Source organism: Pseudomonas sp. (assembly GCF_049301935.1).
Lineage (GTDB): Bacteria > Pseudomonadota > Gammaproteobacteria > Pseudomonadales > Pseudomonadaceae > Aquipseudomonas.
Map to the genome: position 1 here is coordinate 1 of NZ_JBAQLP010000070.1, position 18,015 is coordinate 18,015.

The 18,015-nt window shown below is 60.5% G+C and carries 16 protein-coding genes; 6 read left to right on the forward strand and 10 right to left on the reverse strand.

Annotated elements, in window-relative coordinates:
• Window positions 1–205 precede the first annotated feature (205 nt).
• From WA145_RS10490 to WA145_RS10500, 3 genes are all read right to left on the reverse strand, one after another.
• Window positions 206–1,570 (reverse strand): SIR2 family NAD-dependent protein deacylase, encoded by a 1,365-nt coding sequence (locus tag WA145_RS10490; protein ID WP_422581525.1) that lies wholly within the window; start codon window positions 1,568–1,570, stop codon window positions 206–208.
• 104 nt (window positions 1,571–1,674) lie between these two features.
• Entirely contained in the window at window positions 1,675–2,925 is a 1,251-nt protein-coding gene (locus WA145_RS10495; RefSeq protein ID WP_422581526.1) for a ribonucleotide-diphosphate reductase subunit beta, read from the reverse strand.
• Window positions 2,926–3,370: 445 nt separating this feature from the next.
• Entirely contained in the window at window positions 3,371–6,280 is a 2,910-nt protein-coding gene (locus WA145_RS10500; RefSeq protein ID WP_422581527.1) for a ribonucleoside-diphosphate reductase subunit alpha, read from the reverse strand.
• A gap of 715 nt (window positions 6,281–6,995) precedes the next feature.
• Here WA145_RS10500 and WA145_RS10505 point away from each other — a divergent pair.
• A complete protein-coding gene (locus tag WA145_RS10505) occupies window positions 6,996–7,718 on the forward strand; it encodes a winged helix-turn-helix domain-containing protein (protein ID WP_422581528.1) in 723 nt (240 codons plus the stop codon).
• Window positions 7,719–7,728: 10 nt separating this feature from the next.
• The gene (locus WA145_RS10510) at window positions 7,729–9,333 is read left to right on the forward strand and encodes an ATP-binding protein (RefSeq protein WP_422581529.1); all 1,605 of its coding nucleotides are present in this window, start codon (window positions 7,729–7,731) and stop codon (window positions 9,331–9,333) included.
• A gap of 95 nt (window positions 9,334–9,428) precedes the next feature.
• Here WA145_RS10510 and WA145_RS10515 read toward each other — a convergent pair whose 3' ends face one another.
• The 7 genes from WA145_RS10515 to minC all read right to left on the reverse strand — a co-directional run bounded on the left by WA145_RS10515 (window position 9,429) and on the right by minC (window position 13,862).
• A complete protein-coding gene (locus WA145_RS10515; protein WP_422581530.1) occupies window positions 9,429–9,950 on the reverse strand; it encodes an Hsp20/alpha crystallin family protein in 522 nt (173 codons plus the stop codon).
• 62 nt (window positions 9,951–10,012) lie between these two features.
• Window positions 10,013–10,390, reverse strand: a complete 378-nt coding sequence (locus WA145_RS10520; RefSeq protein WP_422581531.1) for an Hsp20/alpha crystallin family protein — start codon at window positions 10,388–10,390, stop codon at window positions 10,013–10,015.
• A 25-nt stretch (window positions 10,391–10,415) separates the two neighbouring features.
• Window positions 10,416–10,868 carry an Hsp20/alpha crystallin family protein gene (locus WA145_RS10525; protein WP_422581532.1) on the reverse strand — a complete coding sequence of 151 codons (453 nt, stop codon included), beginning with the start codon at window positions 10,866–10,868 and terminating at the stop codon, window positions 10,416–10,418.
• A gap of 297 nt (window positions 10,869–11,165) precedes the next feature.
• Window positions 11,166–11,801 (reverse strand): RluA family pseudouridine synthase, encoded by a 636-nt coding sequence (locus WA145_RS10530; protein ID WP_422581533.1) that lies wholly within the window; start codon window positions 11,799–11,801, stop codon window positions 11,166–11,168.
• Window positions 11,802–11,977: 176 nt separating this feature from the next.
• A complete protein-coding gene (gene minE, locus WA145_RS10535) occupies window positions 11,978–12,232 on the reverse strand; it encodes a cell division topological specificity factor MinE (protein ID WP_422581534.1) in 255 nt (84 codons plus the stop codon).
• On the reverse strand, window positions 12,232–13,044 hold the full coding sequence (gene minD / locus WA145_RS10540) for a septum site-determining protein MinD (protein WP_422581535.1): 813 nt from the start codon (window positions 13,042–13,044) through the stop codon (window positions 12,232–12,234). Before minD ends, minE begins: the two co-directional genes overlap by 1 nt.
• Window positions 13,045–13,136: 92 nt before the next feature.
• On the reverse strand, window positions 13,137–13,862 hold the full coding sequence (gene minC, locus WA145_RS10545; RefSeq protein ID WP_422581536.1) for a septum site-determining protein MinC: 726 nt from the start codon (window positions 13,860–13,862) through the stop codon (window positions 13,137–13,139).
• A gap of 157 nt (window positions 13,863–14,019) precedes the next feature.
• Here minC and WA145_RS10550 point away from each other — a divergent pair, with 157 nt between their 5' ends.
• From WA145_RS10550 to WA145_RS10565, 4 genes are all read left to right on the forward strand, one after another.
• Window positions 14,020–14,946 carry a lipid A biosynthesis lauroyl acyltransferase gene (locus WA145_RS10550; RefSeq protein ID WP_422581537.1) on the forward strand — a complete coding sequence of 309 codons (927 nt, stop codon included), beginning with the start codon at window positions 14,020–14,022 and terminating at the stop codon, window positions 14,944–14,946.
• Between the two features lie 123 nt (window positions 14,947–15,069).
• The gene (locus tag WA145_RS10555) at window positions 15,070–16,275 is read left to right on the forward strand and encodes a patatin-like phospholipase family protein (protein ID WP_422581538.1); all 1,206 of its coding nucleotides are present in this window, start codon (window positions 15,070–15,072) and stop codon (window positions 16,273–16,275) included.
• Window positions 16,276–16,542: 267 nt separating this feature from the next.
• Window positions 16,543–17,763: an aspartate aminotransferase family protein gene (locus WA145_RS10560; RefSeq protein WP_422581539.1), complete on the forward strand. Its 1,221-nt coding sequence runs from the start codon at window positions 16,543–16,545 to the stop codon at window positions 17,761–17,763.
• 174 nt (window positions 17,764–17,937) lie between these two features.
• Window positions 17,938–18,015, forward strand: a 78-nt coding sequence (locus WA145_RS10565; RefSeq protein ID WP_422581540.1) for a hypothetical protein, incomplete at its 3' end; no start/stop codon positions are given.

The following is an 18,015-nucleotide window of genomic DNA, read 5'->3' on the forward strand; positions in this document are numbered from 1 at the left end:
ACGATGGGCCAGGGATGGCCCACCGTGACGACCCTCGGAACAGTGCCGGAGCGAGGGAAGTCTGGCGAAGCCAGACCCGTATGCCGGGTGTGCTTTCTCTTTGGTTACTTTCTCTTTGCACAAGCAAAGAGAAAGTAACTCGGCGTAAGGCCGAAAAGCGTAAGTAAAGTTGCCGATAAGTCGTGGTCTGTCCCCAATTTACCCCTTATGGTGATAAGTCATACGCCTCGCCTTTGTTTAATTTTTCGAGTATGTCTATTGCAGCTTGAGAGTATTTGTGAACCTCCATGACTTTTCCGGCTTTCAAAGCCAGATGGTATTTGTTGTCGCTAGTTTTCATGTCGAAGCCAGTTGCTTGCTTTAGTTGTTTTATTAACTGATCGGCACCATGCCAGCCTTTGAATCCTAATAGTTCGCCAACTCTTGAGAGGGAGAAGGGGTATGCTGCATTTAGCTTGGTTGGGTCGTCTAGTGTGGTGATTCCATAGATCTTGGCTAAGCTATTTTGGTCTGCTATTGCATGTTCCAAAGTTTGGAAGTCGATTTCGATTGTTCGTTTTGGTATGTCATGCCTGACCAAGTCGTAAGTGCGGGCCATAAGAGATCTAAGTAGCTTTATGTTTACAGTGCTCAGAGCTTCGCTTGCCTGTAGGGCTTCAAATATCCAACTAAAATCGCTAGCTAGAATTGATTTTATTCGAATGCTTTTTTCGGGGCTTGTCTGAATTAGCTTTTCTTTTTGATATGAGGCTTGCGGATGAATTTCTGGGGTCCAGTCGATTATGAAAATATTTGGTATGAGTTGCTTGTCGGAAGAAATTATTTCATCTATGTCGGATAGTATGGCTCTGATGTTTGGGTCTTCTGCGCTGTAGCCAATAAATATTAACGGGTGCTCGATGAAGTATGTGAGCAATTTTGCGCTGAGGTATTTCTTTTTTTCTTGAAATTCAACGTAGTCAGGGGCTGTGAGTATCAAGGTTTCTGGTTTGGATGCGCATCCATGTATTTTTAATATCTCGCCAATGTTGGAATAGTTTTCCTTAAGTATCGACTGTCCAATTATTGGCGTATAGTCTTCGAATTTTTCCTCTAAGAAATTATCGTAATTTGTGGTTATTATTGCGTGCGGCCTAATTTTCTTTAGTGATTCAATTTCGGCATCAAAATCTTTTATCTGAGCTAGTGCTTTTTCAGAGGTTAGGGCGTTGTTGATTATTTCTGCGGCTCTGTGCTTGATGTAAATGTTTGGAGAGTTTGGTTCTTTAAATAGACTGTCTGGGAATGCAGGCTTGCCATCACCCCATGCCCACTCCATATGAAGCTGAGCGAACTCTGAGCCAATATCTATAAGTGAATTATGTTTTTGCTTGTAGTAAAGGTAGTCTTTGTCGATTGTTGGGCAGGTTCTGGCAAGTTCTTTAAGTAGTCCTTCCCAAGTTGGGGCTGAGAAGTATCTCTGCGAGAGTCCTGATCCTACGAAGAGTATAGGTTGTACTCCCATACCCTCTAGGCAAGCTGATAGGTCATCAACTATTTCTTGCTTATAAGCTTCGTAGGTATCACTCATTTTTTTCTCCCATTAAAAAGCCCCGCAGAGGCGGGGCTTTTTAAATTGCTACCCCGACCATCCATATGTTCAGGTAAAGCGCTAACTAAGTGGTTAGTGAGAAATCAATCCCAGCTCAACGCCCCACCAGTCTGATACTCAATAACCCGCGTCTCAAAGAAGTTTTTCTCTTTCTTCAGGTCCATGATTTCTGACATCCATGGGAAGGGGTTAGACGTACCTGGGTACTCTTCCTTCAAACCGATCTGGGTCAGACGACGGTTGGCGATAAATTTGAGGTAGTCCTCCATCATCGCGGCGTTCATGCCCAGTACGCCGCGCGGCATGGTGTCGCGTGCGTATTCGATTTCCAGTTGGGTGCCCTGGAGGATCATCTGGGTGGCTTCGTCTTTGAGCTGGGCATCCCACAGGTGCGGGTTTTCGATCTTGATCTGGTTGATCACGTCGATGCCGAAGTTCAGGTGCATGGACTCGTCACGCAGGATGTACTGGAACTGCTCGGCGACGCCGGTCATCTTGTTGCGCCGACCCATGGAGAGGATCTGGGTGAAGCCGCAATAGAAGAAGATGCCTTCCAGTACGCAGTAGTAGGCGATCAGGTTGCGCAGCAGTTCTTTGTCGGTCTCGACGGTGCCGGTGTTGAAGGTCGGGTCGGAGATCGAGCGGGTGTACTTGAGGCCCCAGCTGGCTTTCTTCGCGACCGATGGAATCTCGTGGTACATGTTGAAGATCGCGCCTTCATCCATGCCCAGCGATTCGATGCAGTACTGGTAAGCGTGGGTGTGGATCGCCTCTTCGAAGGTTTGGCGCAGGATGTACTGGCGGCACTCCGGGTTGGTGATCAGGCGGTACACGGCCAGGGCCAGGTTGTTGGCCACCAGGCTGTCGGCGGTGGAGAAGAAGCCGAGGTTGCGCATGACGATGCGGCGCTCGTCGTCGGTCAGGCCGTCCGGGGTTTTCCACAGAGCTATGTCCGCGTTCATGTTCACTTCCTGCGGCATCCAGTGGTTGGCGCAACCATCCAGATACTTCTGCCAGGCCCAGTCGTACTTGAAGGGTACGAGCTGGTTGAGGTCGGCGCGGCAGTTGATCATGCGTTTTTCGTCGACGGCTACACGCGCGGCGGTGCCTTCCAGCTCGGCCAGGCCTTCGGCGATGTCGAGTTGGTCGAGCGAAGCTTTGGCGCGGGCTACGGCGTCGCTGTCGTCAGCGGCCACGGCGCGGGCTTCAACGGCTGCGGCGCCGCCCACCTGGTCGAGTTTGTCGATGCTCATGTCTGCCAGTTGCGCACTGGCTTTATTGGCTACAACGGCATCGCTGCCGTCTTCCTTGTCAAATTCATCCCAGCTCAGCATGGCTTGGCTCCTGCTTGCGGGCCGGTGAAATAACCGACCTGTGTGGATATACAGTCTAATTGTGTTCCGTTGCGAAGTGCGCGCAAGGGCAAAACGGGTACCGCTGGTCGGGGTGGCTCTAATGCCTGGCCGTTGCCCCGAAGCCCACGCCGGGTAGGGCGGGGGTTGGTAATAAGTGGGAGAGCTTTTGCCCTCTCCCTAACCCTCTCCCGCAAGCGGGAGAGGGGACTGACTGTGTGTTGCTTTAGAGCTGTGTTTCGGCTTCGGCTTCGGCTTTGCTTTTGCTTTTGCTTTTGCTCTTTGCTCGACGTTCGAGCGTGTAGCTGAGCGAGTAGTCGCAAGGCACCTGCTGGAGTGGAGCCCCTGAGCGTACGCATGTACGTGATGGGGGCCGCTCCGGCAGGTAACGCCGCGAATGCCGCTCAGATCCGCGCGCTGCCGAACACTACTGGCAGGCTTCGCAGTCTGGTTCATCGATGGCACAAGCCTTTGGAACTGGAGCTGGGCCTGCGCTCATTTCCACTTCCGGGGCCTTGGCCGGTGCTGCGCTCAGGCCATCGTTGCCACCACTGGACACGGCATTCAGCTTGCCGGTGTTGATGGTGGACTTCTCGGTGCTGGTCGCGGCCAGGGCACGGAGGTAGTAGGTGGTTTTCAGGCCACGGTACCAAGCCATGCGGTAGGTCACGTCGAGCTTCTTGCCCGATGCGCCGGCGATGTACAGGTTCAGCGACTGCGCCTGGTCGATCCACTTCTGGCGGCGGCTGGCGGCATCGACGATCCACTTGGTGTCGACTTCAAACGCGGTGGCGTAGAGGTCTTTCAGCTCTTGCGGGATGCGCTCGATCTGCTGCACGGAACCGTCGTAGTACTTGAGGTCGTTGATCATCACCGAGTCCCACAGGCCGCGGGCTTTGAGGTCGCGCACCAGGTAGGGGTTGATCACGGTGAATTCGCCGGAGAGGTTCGATTTCACGTAGAGGTTCTGGTAGGTCGGTTCGATCGACTGCGATACGCCGGTGATGTTGGCGATGGTGGCGGTCGGGGCGATGGCCATGATGTTCGAGTTACGGATGCCTTTCTGCACACGGGCACGAACCGGGGCCCAGTCCAGGGACTCCGTCAGGTCGACGTCGATGTACTTCTGGCCGCGCTGCTCGATCAGGATCTGCTGCGAGTCGAGCGGCAGGATGCCTTTGCTCCACAGCGAACCGTTGAAGGTTTCGTAGCTGCCGCGCTCGTCGGCTAGGTCACAGGAGGCCTGGATGGCGTAGTAGCTGACCGCTTCCATCGACTTGTCGGCAAATTCCACGGCGGCGTCGGAGCCGTATGGGATGTGCTGCAGGTAGAGGGCGTCCTGGAAGCCCATGATGCCCAGACCAACCGGACGGTGACGGAAGTTGGAGTTGCGCGCTTGCGGCACCGAGTAGTAGTTGATGTCGATAACGTTATCGAGCATGCGCACGGCGACCTTGATGGTCTTTTCCAGCTTGGCGGTGTCCAGCTTGCCGTCGACGATATGGTTCGGCAGGTTCACGGAACCCAGGTTGCACACGGCGATTTCGTCGGCGTTGGTGTTCAGGGTGATCTCGGTGCACAGGTTCGAGCTGTGCACCACGCCCACGTGCTGCTGCGGGCTGCGCAGGTTGCATGGGTCTTTGAAGGTCAGCCATGGGTGGCCGGTTTCGAACAGCATGCTGAGCATCTTGCGCCACAGGTCTTTGGCCTGGATGGTCTTGAACAGCTTGATCTTGCCGCCGTACTGGGTCAGGGCTTCGTAGTACTCGTAGCGCTCTTCGAAGGCTTTACCGGTGAGGTCGTGCAGGTCCGGCACTTCGGACGGGCTGAACAGGGTCCACTGGCCGTCGTCGAACACGCGCTTCATAAACAGGTCTGGAATCCAGTTGGCGGTGTTCATGTCGTGGGTGCGGCGACGGTCGTCACCGGTGTTCTTGCGCAGCTCGATGAACTCTTCGATGTCCATGTGCCAGGTTTCCAGGTAGGCGCAGACCGCGCCCTTGCGCTTGCCGCCCTGGTTGACTGCTACTGCGGTGTCGTTGACCACTTTGAGGAAGGGCACCACGCCCTGGCTCTTGCCGTTGGTGCCTTTGATGTAGGCGCCCAGGGCACGTACTGGCGTCCAGTCGTTACCCAGGCCGCCGGCAAACTTGGACAGCATGGCGTTGTCGTGGATGGCGTTGTAGATGCCCGACAGGTCATCCGGCACGGTGGTCAGGTAGCAGCTGGACAGCTGCGGACGCAGGGTGCCGGCGTTGAACAGGGTCGGCGTCGAGGCCATGTAGTCGAAGCTTGAGAGCAGGTTGTAGAACTCGATGGCGCGGTCTTCTTTCTGCTGCTCTTCAATCGCCAGGCCCATGGCCACGCGCATAAAGAACACTTGCGGCAGTTCGAAACGCACGCCGTCCTTGTGGATAAAGTAGCGGTCGTAGAGGGTCTGCAGGCCCAGGTAGGTAAACTGCTGATCGCGCTCGTGGTTGATCGCCTTGCCGAGTTTTTCCAGGTCGAAGCTGGCCAGCACCGGGTTGAGCAATTCGAACTCGATACCCTTGGCGATGTAAGCAGGCAGCGCCTTGGCGTACAGCTCGCTCATTTCGTGGTGGGTGGCGCTGCTGGCGACACCGAGGAAGCCCAGGCCTTCGGCGCGGATGTTGTCCATCAGCAGGCGGGCGGTGACGTAGCTGTAGTTCGGCTCACGCTCAACCAGGGTGCGCGCGGTCATCACCAGGGCGGTGCTGACGTCGCTCTGCGCCACGCCGTCGTAGAGGTTCTTCAGGGTTTCTTTCTGGATCAGCGCGCCGTCGACTTCTGCCAGGCCTTCGCAGGCTTCGGTGACGATGGTGTTGAGGCGGCCCATGTCCAGCGGCGCAACGCTGCCGTCGAGGTGGGTGACGCGAATGCTTGGGTGCGGCTGGGCTACCTCGCTGGCGGCACCGCTTTTGCGCGCCTGGCTGCGCGACTCGCGGTAGATCACGTAGTCGCGGGCCACTTTCTGCTCGCCGGAACGCATCAGGGCCAGTTCGACCTGGTCCTGGATTTCTTCGATATGGATGGTGCCGCCGGACGGCATGCGGCGCTTGAAGGTGGCGGTGACCTGCTCGGTCAGGCGCGCGACGGTCTCATGGATACGCGACGAGGCGGCTGCGGTGCCGCCTTCAACTGCGAGAAAGGCCTTGGTGATGGCAACGGTGATCTTGTCATCGGTGTAGGGCACCACGGTGCCGTTACGCTTGATCACCCGCAGTTGACCCGGCGCGGTGGCGCTCAGGCTCTGCTGGTCATCGGTGGCCTGTGGCGCATTGGCCTGCGGGTTCTCGCGGGAGGTGTCGGTGTGCATGAAAGTCTCCATGTTCTGTATTTATTAGTTAGACGCTTTGCCGTCGATCACTGTGGCTACTGCCATTCATTCCATTTCAACAATGCCATGGGCGCAGCCAGGGGCCGGGCACACGGGGACTTGCAAATTGGGCAGGGAAGGTACGACTAAAGCGCCTTCCTGGCTCAAGAGTCACACGTCAAGGCGTTTTTACACCTCAACTACTACATCTAGTGGTGCAACCGCGTGTGCGGTTGCCGCTTTATTCATGTTCAGGCGCGCCAAGCGCTGCGCTGAAGGATGGCCTGCTGCGCTAGAGCAGGCGTGCTGCAAAGGTCTTTCAGGCGACCGGTGACGGGCTGGGATCAGGCCGTGTGCGAGTCATTCTTCTTGTGTCCGGTTGCCAGGCTAAACCCAACATGTGGTGGGTGTCGCGCGATTGGCATACAAGATAATGCGCTATCTGGGGTATTGCAAGGCGACAGAGCAAGAACAACCTGTGGATAAGTTGTGGGTGAATTGTGGGTTAAACCGCGCGATTGGCGGCAAGCCCGCATGCTTGCTGGGGTGTACCGTTCGTCGGTGTTGATCAGGCTTTTCCCGTGGTTTGCGCAGACGTGGCCTACCTCTCAGGCCGATACTACATCTAGTGTTTTTACAGAAAGGTGGCATGCGCTATGCAGTGTCTGGGGCATTGATACAATGCCGGCCGTTTTCGTGTTGTCGGGAGTCCGTTGTGGAGCAGCAGTCGTGGCACATTCTTATTGTCGAAGACGACCAGCGCCTGGCCGAGTTGACCCGTGAGTACCTGCAGGGCAATGGCCTGAGCGTGTCCATCGAGATGGACGGCGCCCTGGCCGCCGCGCGGATTCTGCAGGAGCAGCCGGACCTGGTGATTCTCGATCTGATGCTGCCGGGCGAGGATGGCCTGTCGATCTGTCGCAAGGTACGTGGCCAGTACGAGGGGCCGATTTTGATGCTGACCGCGCGCACCGACGATATGGACCAGGTGCTGGGCCTGGAGATGGGGGCCGACGATTACGTGTGCAAGCCGGTGCGCCCGCGCGTGCTGCTGGCGCGTATCCGCGCGCTGTTGCGCCGCCGTGAGGGTAATGAGCCGGCCGCGGCCAGCGAGCGTCGGCGTTTGCAGTTCGGCCCCCTGGTGATTGACAGCGCCATGCGCGAGGCCTGGTTGGGCGAGCAGGCCATCGAGCTGACCAGCGCCGAGTTCGACCTGCTCTGGCTGCTGACCGCCAATGCCGGGCGGATCCTCTCGCGCGAGGAGATCTTCAACGCCCTGCGCGGTATCGAATACGACGGCCAGGACCGCTCCATCGACGTGCGCATCTCGCGCATCCGCCCCAAGATTGGCGACGACCCCATGCACCCACGGTTGATCAAGACCGTGCGCAGCAAGGGCTATCTGTTTGTCGCCGAAGCGGCTGAAGCGCTGCTATGAAGCCACTGCGATGAATTCGATCTTTCTGCGCATCTACGGCGGCATGCTGGCGGTGCTGGTGCTGGTGGCGCTGCTGGGCGTCGGTGCGTTGCAGCTGCTCAATGAGGTGCGGGTGGATCAGTACCGCGAGCGCCTGGCCCAGGGCACCTTTCGCCTGATGGCCGATAACCTCACGCCCATGGCGGATATCGAGCGCCGGCGCGCGGTAGCGGTGTGGGGGCGTTTGCTCGGCATTCCGTTGCAGATCCAGGCGCTGAGCGAGGTAGCGCTGGATGGCGGGGCACGCAACCGCTTGCAGCGCGGTCAGGTGCTGGTGCAGCAGACCGGGCCGCATGCGGCGAAGATCTACAGCCAGCTTGGCGATCCGCGCCAGCTGTTGCTGACCGGCGAGGTGCAGCAGATCAGCGAGCAGCTGGCGCGGGCCACGGTGTTTCTGCTGATCGATGAGCTGGTGCGCTATCCCTGGGACGAGCAGCCGCGACGTCTGGCCGAGCTGAAAAAGGCCAAGCAGTTCGGTTTTGACCTGCGCCTGGTCAGCCTCGCTCAGGCCGACCTCGACCCCGATCAGCGGCGCCGGGTGGACGAGGGCGATACGGTGATGGCGCTGGGCCGTGGCGGCGACAGCATCCATGTGTTCTCCGGCATAGTGGATACCGATTGGGTGCTGGAGATCGGTCCGCTGTATCAGATGAACCCTTATCCGCCGCAGCTGCTGGTGCTGATTGGTGCCCTGGGCCTGAGCCTGATCGGCCTGATGGTATATCTGCTGGTGCGGCCGCTGGAACAGCGCCTGAGTGATCTGGAAGAGGCGGCCACGCGCATCGCCAATGGCCGCCTGGATGCCCGCGTGCCGACCCGTGGCACGGATTCGGTGGGGCGCCTGGCGGCGGCCTTCAATGCCATGGCCGAGCACTTGCAGCGCTCGCTGAGCATCCAGCGCGAGATGGTTCGCGCGGTCTCCCATGAGCTGCGCACGCCGGTGGCGCGGCTGCGCTTTGGCCTGGAAATGATCGGCGACGCGCAAACCGCTGCCGCGCGGCGCAAATATATGGAGGGCATGGACAGCGATATCCAGGACCTCGACAAGCTGGTCGACGAGATGCTCACCTACGCGCGCCTGGAGCAGGGCGCGCCGGCGCTGAACTTCCAACGGGTCGACCTGAATGAGCTGATCGATCAAGTGATCACCGAGCTGGCCCCGCTGCGCGCCAGTGTGCGGGTCGAACACGGCCCCTCACGCGATGCCCTGGATGGCGGCGGCGCCTGTGTCGAAGCCGAACTGCGCTACCTGCACCGCGCCCTGCAGAACCTGGTGAGCAATGCCATGCGCCATGCCGAATCACGGGTGCGGGTGAGTTATCAGGTAGGCCAGTTGCGTTGCCGCCTGGATGTCGAGGATGACGGCCCTGGGGTGCCGGAAGAGGCCTGGGAACGCATCTTCACCCCCTTCCTGCGCCTGGACGACAGCCGCACCCGCGCCTCGGGTGGGCACGGTCTGGGCCTGTCCATCGTGCGGCGGATCACCTACTGGCACGGTGGCCGCGCGCAGATCAGCCGCAGCGCAAGCCTGGGTGGCGCGTGCTTTAGCCTGATCTGGCCGCGCCAGCAGGGTTGATGCTGGGTTTGCGTGGCTCATGCAGGGAGGCAATCCGGGGCATCGCGGGTCAGTCGTGATGCTCCGGACTGCAGGCGGGCTACAGAACAGCTGGCTTATTCGCCACGGATTTCGATACGCCGGCCGTTGGCATGTTCGGCCTTGGGCAGTTCGATGCGCAGTACGCCATTGTGGTAGCGGGCCGAGGATTTTTCCGCCAGCACCGGTGTGGTTAGCGGGATGCTGCGATGGAAGCTGCCGAAGGCGCACTGGCGCACGCGGTATTGGCCGCTGCTGGACTCCTGTTCGTAGCGCTTTTCGCCGCGCACGATCAGCATGTCGTCGCGTACCTCGATGTCCAGGTTTTGCTTGTCCAGGCCGGGTATTTCCAGGCGCACCACGAACTTGTCGGCGTCCTCGAACACATCGCCCGCCAGTAGCGCCCAGTTCGCCGAGGGGAAGTCGGCGGCCTGCGCCTGCTCTGCCGGCGTCTTGCTCTCTTGCGCCGTTTTGCTCTTGGCCGAGGGGGTGAAGCGGGTCAGGGTGCCACTGGTGCGCTCGCGCAGGTGGCGCCAGCCGTCACTGAGCGAGTGCCAGGTGTCCTCCAGGCCTTGTTTCAGTTCATTGAGTTTGTCCATATCGATTGACCTCCGGTTGAAAGCGGTCGCGCCTGGCATAGCGGCGCGACCGCCCAGGTGGTTCAGGCGACCTTGACGGCGATCTTGCGCGGTTGCGCATGGGCGTGTTTGGGGATACGCAGGTTGAGCACGCCGTCGCGAAATTGCGCATCGATCCGCGCACTGTCCAGCTCGTTGCTCAGGCTGAAGGCCCGGCGGTAGCGTGACAGGCGCACCTCGGCATAAACCGCCTCCAGGTGTTCCGGGGTGTCCTGGACTATGTCGCCCTCGATCAGCAGGGTGTCGTTGTCGATCCGCAGTTCGAGCTTGTCCTTGGGCACGCCGGGCAAGTCGGCGATCAGCAGAATACCGTCCTTGTCCTCAAATACATCCACCAGCGGCAGCAGCGTCCGGGTTTCCTCAGGACGTTCGCTACGGCTGACTGCCTGTTTGTCGTTCATGGCGATTCCTCCTTCCTCTGCAGGGTTACTGAATGCTGATGCGTTTGGGTTGCGCCGCCTCGTGCCGCGCCACCTTGATATGCAGCACCCCGTTGCGGTAGCTGGCTTCGACCTTGTCCGGGTCGGCATCCTTGGCCAGGTTGACAGTGCGCTTGAAGCGACCGGCAAAGCGCTCGTTGGCGTACACCGAGAGGGTGCCGTTGTCGCCTGGTGTGGCGCTCTCGCGCTCACCGCAGATCGACAGCAAGCCCTGATCGAGCTGAATATCCAGCTTTGCCGGATCCAGGCCGGGGGCGAAGGCATAGATGTCGATGCTGGTCGCTGTGCTGCCTACGTTGATGGGCGGAAAAGCGCCGCTGGCCAGCGCGCGAATGCTGCCGGGCCGGCCGACCTGGGCGAAGTCCTGCTGCAATTCGCGCTGCAAACGTTCGAACTCGGCGAGCAGGCCGCCGGGGAAGTTAAGTAGAGACTCGTACATCACAGACCTCCTGTTCAGAGTGGCTTCGATTTGTGTGCGCGGCGCTCAAGGATGGGGCTTCAAGCACCGTTACGAGAAAATATGTTGGTGCCTGGACGCGCCTTCAAGGGCGGGCTTTAGAATTTTTTTGACATGTTTATGCCGCGCGGGAATAGCCAAGGAGACCATGTGTCGGGGGCTGTGGCCTGACCTGGCGCAGCCTTGTTGAGCGCTGGCTTTTTAACAGCGCGCACGCCTCTGCGCGCCAGGCAATAGCAGGCCTTGCGCTGGCGTGGGGCGTGACGATGGAGGGGCTGATCAGAACGGCGCCGGGCACTCGAAGCGCAGGCGCTCGCCCGTTTGCGGGTGGGTCAGGCTGAGCATGCTGGCGTGCAGGCACAGACGCGGGTAGGCGGCCAGGGCTTGCTCATGGGCATACAGGCCGTCACCGAGCAGCGGGTGGCCGATGGACAGCATATGCACGCGCAGCTGGTGCGAACGCCCGGTAATCGGCGTCAGCTCGACGCGGCAGTGATCGCCACAACGCTGCAGCACTTTCCAGTAGGTCAGCGCGTGTTTGCCCAGCTCATGGTCGACCACATGGCGCGGCTTGGTGGGCGGGTCGTAGCGCAGCGGCAGGTCGATGCTGCCGCTGTCCAGCTCGGGTTGGCCCCAGCACAGCGCGGTGTAGGCTTTTTCGGTCTCGCGGTCGTGGAACTGGCGGGACAGTTCGCGGTGGCTATCGACGTCGCGGGCCAGGACGATAATCCCCGAGGTTTCCCAGTCCAGGCGATGGACGATGCGCGCTTCCGGGTAGCCGTTCTCCTGCAGGCGGGTAACCAGGCAGTCACGGTTGTCCTCGGCGCGACCGGGCACCGAAAGCAGCAGGGTGGGCTTGTTGATCACCAGCAGGGCGGCGTCCTGGTGAAGGATTTCTACTTGGCTGAGGGGCATGGGCTTCTTGAGTGCGCGTCGGTCTGCTGGTGTAGGAGCGGGCTTGCCCGCGATGGTTTTGTGGCGAGTTGAAAGCTTCGCGGACAAGTCCGCTCCTACAGATTCTGTGTAGGGCTGCAATAAAATGGCGGCCATTAAGGCCGCCATTTGTACAGGCTCTACTGCGGCAACCGTGATTAGCGGTCCGGCAGGGTGATATTGAGCTCCAGGATCGAGCAGCTGCCCTGGTTCTCCAAAGCGACATGCACTTGATCCGAGTCGATATTCACGTACTTGCGGATCACTTCGACCAACTCCTGCTGCAGGGCCGGCAGGTAATCCGGCTGGCTGCGCTGGCCGCGCTCGTGGGCGACGATGATCTGCAGACGCTCTTTCGCGATGGACGCTGTGGTTTCCTTTTTGCGTTCACGAAAGAAGTCGAAAATATTCATTAGCGCGCTCCAAACAGGCGTTGCATGAGTCCTTTCTTCTGCACGTCGAGGAAGCGGTGGGCTACTTCCTTGCCGAGCAGGCGGTCGACGGCGTCGCTGTAGGCCTGGCCTGCGTCGCTCTGGTCGTCGAGGATCACCGGTACGCCCTGGTTGGAGGCCTTGAGCACCGCTTGCGACTCCGGGATCACGCCGAGCAGGCGGATGGCGAGGATTTCCTCGACATCGTCGACGCCAAGCATTTCGCCCTTGGTCACGCGCTCCGGGTTGTAGCGGGTCAGCAGCAGGTGTTCCTTGATCGGCTCCTCGCCTTTCTCGGCGCGCCGCGATTTGCTCGCCAACAGGCCGAGCATGCGGTCGGAGTCGCGTACCGAAGACACTTCCGGGTTGGTCACGACAATCGCTTCATCGGCGAAGTACATGGCCAGGTGTGCGCCTTTCTCGATACCGGCCGGTGAGTCGCAGACCACGTATTCGAAGCTTTCGCGCAGCTCGTTGATGATTTTCTCAACGCCTTCCTGGGTCAGTGCGTCCTTGTCACGGGTCTGGCTGGCAGCCAGCACGTAAAGATTTTCCAGGCGCTTGTCTTTGATCAGCGCTTGCGACAGGGTCGCTTCGCCATTGACCACGTTGACGAAGTCGTACACCACGCGGCGTTCGCAGCCCATGATCAGGTCAAGGTTACGCAGGCCGACGTCGAAATCGACGATAACTGTCTTGTGCCCGCGCAGGGCGAGGCCGGTACCGATGGCAGCGCTGGTGGTGGTTTTACCGACGCCACCTTTGCCGGACGTAACTACGAGGATCTTGGCCAAGGTGATTCACCCCAAAATGTAGAGAAAGCGCAGGTTCCGTGGCCTATTTCAGGCGTCCGGCTGCCCTGTTTGAAAAGTGGCGGCAGTATCCGTTAAAGGCGGGTGATGTTCAACACGTCACCCGACAGGCTGACATGTACCGCCTCACCCCAGAGTGGGTCGCGGCGCAAGTCTTCGGCCACCTTGTACTGGCCGGCGATGGACAGCAGTTCGGCGCCCATCTGCTGGCAGAAAATCCGCGCCTTGAGATTGCCCTTGATGCCGGCCAGTGCCCGGCCGCGCATCGGTGCGTAAACATGGATATTGCCATCGGCGAGAAGTTCCGCGCCGGCGCTGACCGGCGCCAGGACGATCAGGTCGCCGCCCTGGGCATACACCTGCTGGCCGCCACGCACTGGGCTGGTGATGATTTTGCTCGGCTTGAGCTCCGGCTCGGCGGGCTTTTGCGGCTTCGGCGGGGCCAGATCGATAAGCCGCTCGCGGGCACCGGAGGGCGGCAATACCGGCAGATCCAGCGCTTCGGCGGCGGCAATATCGGCCTCGCGGTTGGCGCGGATCGCCAGGGTGCGCAGGCCGTGCTTGCGGCACACCGCCATCAGCTCGGCCAGGTCGAGCACGCCTTCGCCTTCCGGCAGCTTGTCCAGAGCCAGCACCAGCGGGGTATTGCTGAAGAAGGCCGGGGCCTGGGCGACTTTTTCGCCAAGCTGCTGGTCGAGGCGGGCGAGATCGTTGTGCGCCAGCTCCATCACGGTGATGGCCAGCATGCTGCCTTTAAGCTGGAAAACGGGGTCTTGCTCGAGGAGATCGGCTTGGCTCATGGTCTGCCTGATGCGGCCCTTATTAGAAACTGGGGGAAAAGTAAGCCGGACTTATAGCGAGAACGCCGCGCACTCGCAAGTTGCGCGCCGCGAAACCAGGTGGCGGACAAACTCCTGATAGAATGCCGCGCTTTATTGCGTGCCTCGGACCTGTGTTATGGATCGCCCAGTATTTCGCGCTTATTTCCTGCACCCACGTTTCTGGCTGTTGTGGCTGGGCCTGGGCCTGCTGTGGCTGATCGCCCAGCTGCCCTATAAGGTGCTGCTGTGGCTGGGGCGTGGGCTGGGCGGCGTGATGTATCGCCTGGCCAGTTCGCGGCGCAAGATCGCCGCGCGCAACCTGCAGCTGTGTTTCCCGCAGCTGCCAGCCGCCGAGCGTGAGGCGCTATTAAAGGAAAACTTCGCCTCCACCGGGATTACCTTCTTTGAAATGGCCATCGCCTGGTGGTGGCCCGCCGCGCGCCTACGCCGCCTGGGCCGCATCGAAGGCCTGGAGCATCTGCGTCAGGCCGCAGCCGACGGTCAGGGGGTGATCCTGATGGCGCTGCATTTCACCACCCTGGAGATGGGCGGTGGCCTGCTCGGCATGGCGCAGGACATGTATGGCATGTACCGGCCGCACAAGAACCCGTTGTTCGACTATGTGCAGCGTCGCGGTCGCGAGCAGCGTTTGCTGGGCGTGATCGGCCGTGACGATGTGCGCGGCATGCTCAAGCTGCTGCGCGCCGGTGGCGTGGTCTGGTACGCGCCGGACCAGGACTACGGCGCGCAGCGCAGCATTTTCGTGCCGCTGTTCGGCGTGCAGGCGGCCACTGTCACCGCCACCAGCAAGTTTGCCCGTATGGGGCGCGCCCAGGTGGTTCCCTTTACCCAGCAGCGTTTGCCCGATGGTCAGGGTTATCGCCTGGTCATCCACCCGCCGCTGGCCGATTTCCCCACTGAGAGCGAAGAGGCCGACTGCCTGCGGGTCAATCAGTGGATCGAGCAGGCCATCAGCGTCTGCCCCGAGCAGTACCTGTGGGCGCACCGGCGCTTCAAGACCCGGCCGCAAGGCGAACCAAAGCTTTATAAAAAGCAAGGTTAACTGCTGGCGTGGTCGCCATCCAATTGGCGGGTGGCGGGCTTAAAGTGGGTTTTCTTGGCGTTTGCGGGTTCCGTGCGGCTCCGGCCGCCTCCTATACTGGCTAAAAACAGTGGGATACAGCCTATGCCGCAGACTGCTCCAACCAATCAGCCGGTGACCGGGCTGATTCTCTCCGGCGGTGGTGCGCGGGCGGCCTATCAGGTGGGGGTGCTGGCGGCGATTGCCGACCTGCTGCCCAATGCGGCGCACAACCCTTTTCCGGTTATCGTCGGGACTTCCGCAGGCGCGATCAATGCGGTGGGCCTGGCCTGTGGGGCGTTGCACTTCACCGAAGCGGTGCGTCGGCTGACCAGTGTCTGGCAGGGTTTTCATACTCATCAGGTGTATCGCAGCGACTGGCCGGGTGTACTGCGCCAGGCCAGCCGCTTTATTGGCCACAGTCTGCTCGGGCTGGGGGGGCAAATACCGGTGGCGCTGCTCGATAGTGCACCGCTGGCCAAGCTGCTTGAACGCGAGCTGGATTTCAGCGGGATTGCCGCCGCGGTGCGCCATCGTCAGCTGCGCGCGGTGGCCGTCACCGCCTTTGGTTATGAAAGCGGTCAGGCGGTCACCTTCTATCAAGGGCGGGCGACCATCGATCCCTGGTTTCGTCATCGCCGCGTCGGTGTGCCAACCCGTCTGGCCCTGGAGCATCTGCTGGCCAGTGCTTCAATTCCGCTGATTTTTCCGCCGGTGAAGATCAATCGCGAATACTTTGGCGATGGCGCGGTGCGCCAGTCCGCGCCGATCAGTCCGGCCCTGCACCTGGGTGCGACGCGGGTGCTGGTGGTTGGCGTCAGTGGCAATCCTGTTGCCGGGCCGCAGGCTCAGGTGCCGGTGCTGCGTGCGCAGCAAAGCCGCCCGCCGAGCCTGGCGCAGATCAGCGGGCATATGCTCAACAGCACCTTTATTGACAGCCTGGAAAGCGATATCGAATTGCTTGAGCGGCTTAATCAGATGGGCCGCTTGATTCCCGCCGACAGTCGCCCGCATGGATTGGGCCTCAAACCGGTGGATGTGTTGGTGATTTCCCCCAGTCAGCCCCTGGACCTGATCGCCGCGCGCCATCGCCACGAATTGCCCAGGGCGTTGCGTCTGTTTCTGCGCGGGCCGGGGGCGACCAAGGCCAGCGGCGCCGGGGTGCTGAGTTACCTGCTGTTCGAACCGGGTTATTGCAACGAACTGATCGAGCTGGGCTATCAGGACGCCATGGCGCAGAAAGCCCGTCTGGTCGAATTTCTCAGCCTGGACAGCCCGCCGGTGCCTGCGGTGATTCCGGTTACCGCCTAGTCAGGCCTTAACCTCGGGTTTGATCCCGGCCGCCTGTGCGGTCAAATTCCTTTTTCGCCCGGCCGAGAAAACCGCGCCAAGGCTGGTGGCTGCATTTAAACTGCGCCTTCCCGATGCTTTCTGTCGCATTTGCGAAAGCTGCGGTTTTCCTCGGGTTGGCGCTATAAGAAGTTGTCGCATGGCGGCAATGCCGGCTCCGGATCAATCCCTACAATCCGTCACATCGCCTGCTATTGAATGCAGGTGTTCCTCGTTAGGAGAGCTCAGATGTCCGTTCAGCACGACCCGGTGCAACGCGCCGATTTCGACCAGGTGATGGTGCCCAACTACGCACCCGCTGCCTTTATTCCAGTACGTGGCGCCGGTTCGCGCGTGTGGGATCAAAGCGGTCGTGAGCTGATCGACTTTGCCGGCGGCATTGCCGTCAACGTGCTGGGTCACGCCCATCCGGCGCTGGTCAAGGCGCTCACCGAGCAGGCCGGTAACCTCTGGCACGTGTCCAACGTGTTCACCAACGAGCCGGCCCTGCGCCTGGCCAAGAAGCTGATCGACGCCACCTTCGCCGAGCGGGTGTTCTTTTGTAACTCCGGCGCCGAAGCCAACGAGGCCGCGTTCAAGCTGGCCCGTCGGGTGGCGTTCGATAAGTTCGGCGAAGACAAGTGCGAAATCATCGCCGCGACCAACAGCTTTCACGGCCGCACCCTGTTTACCGTCAGCGTTGGCGGGCAGCCGAAGTATTCCGACGGTTTCGGCCCGAAGATTCAGGGCATCAGCCACATCCCGTATAACGATATCGAGGCACTCAAGGCCGCAGTATCGGACAAGACCTGCGCCGTGGTGCTGGAGCCGATTCAGGGTGAAGGCGGCGTGCTGCCGGCTGACCTGGCTTACCTGCAAGCGGCCCGTGAACTGTGCGACCAGCACAATGCGCTGCTGGTGTTCGACGAAGTGCAGAGCGGCATGGGTCGCAGCGGCGAGCTGTTCGCCTATATGCACTACGGCGTGATCCCGGACATCCTTTCCAGTGCCAAGAGCCTGGGCGGCGGTTTCCCGATTGGCGCCATGCTCACCACCAGTGAGCTGGCCAAGCACCTGGCGGTCGGCACCCACGGCACCACCTACGGCGGCAACCCGCTGGCCTGCGCGGTGGGTGAGGCGGTGATCGACACCATCAATACCCCCGAAGTATTGGCGGGGGTGAAGGCCAAGCATCAGCGCTTCAAAACCAAGCTCACGCAGATCGGCCAGCAATACGGCGTATTCAGCGAAGTGCGCGGCCTTGGCCTGCTGATCGGTGCGGTGTTGTCCGATGCCTGGAAAGGTAAGGCCAAGGCGATTCTTGATGCCGCAGCCGTAGAAGGTCTGATGGTGTTGCAAGCCAGCCCGGATGTGGTGCGTTTCGCCCCGAGCCTGGTGGTGGAAGACGCCGATATCGATGAAGGTCTGGCGCGTTTGGAACGTGCCGTGGCCAAGCTGACCCAAGCCTGACTGCCGGCCTGGCCTGCCGTTATACGGCGGATCAGGCTGTGCCCGCTCGACCCATGGAGGGGTTGAGCTAACAGCAAGGAAGCCTGTCTCTGTGTGTGCTGCAGCCTTTGCTGCGGTTTTCTCTAGGCCGCCCGATTTGGGCAGCTTGGAGCTTTTATCAAAAGGAGTGACACCATGCTGGTGATGCGCCCCGCGCAAATGGCCGACCTCACTGAAGTGCAGCGTCTCGCCGCGGACAGCCCGGTTGGTGTG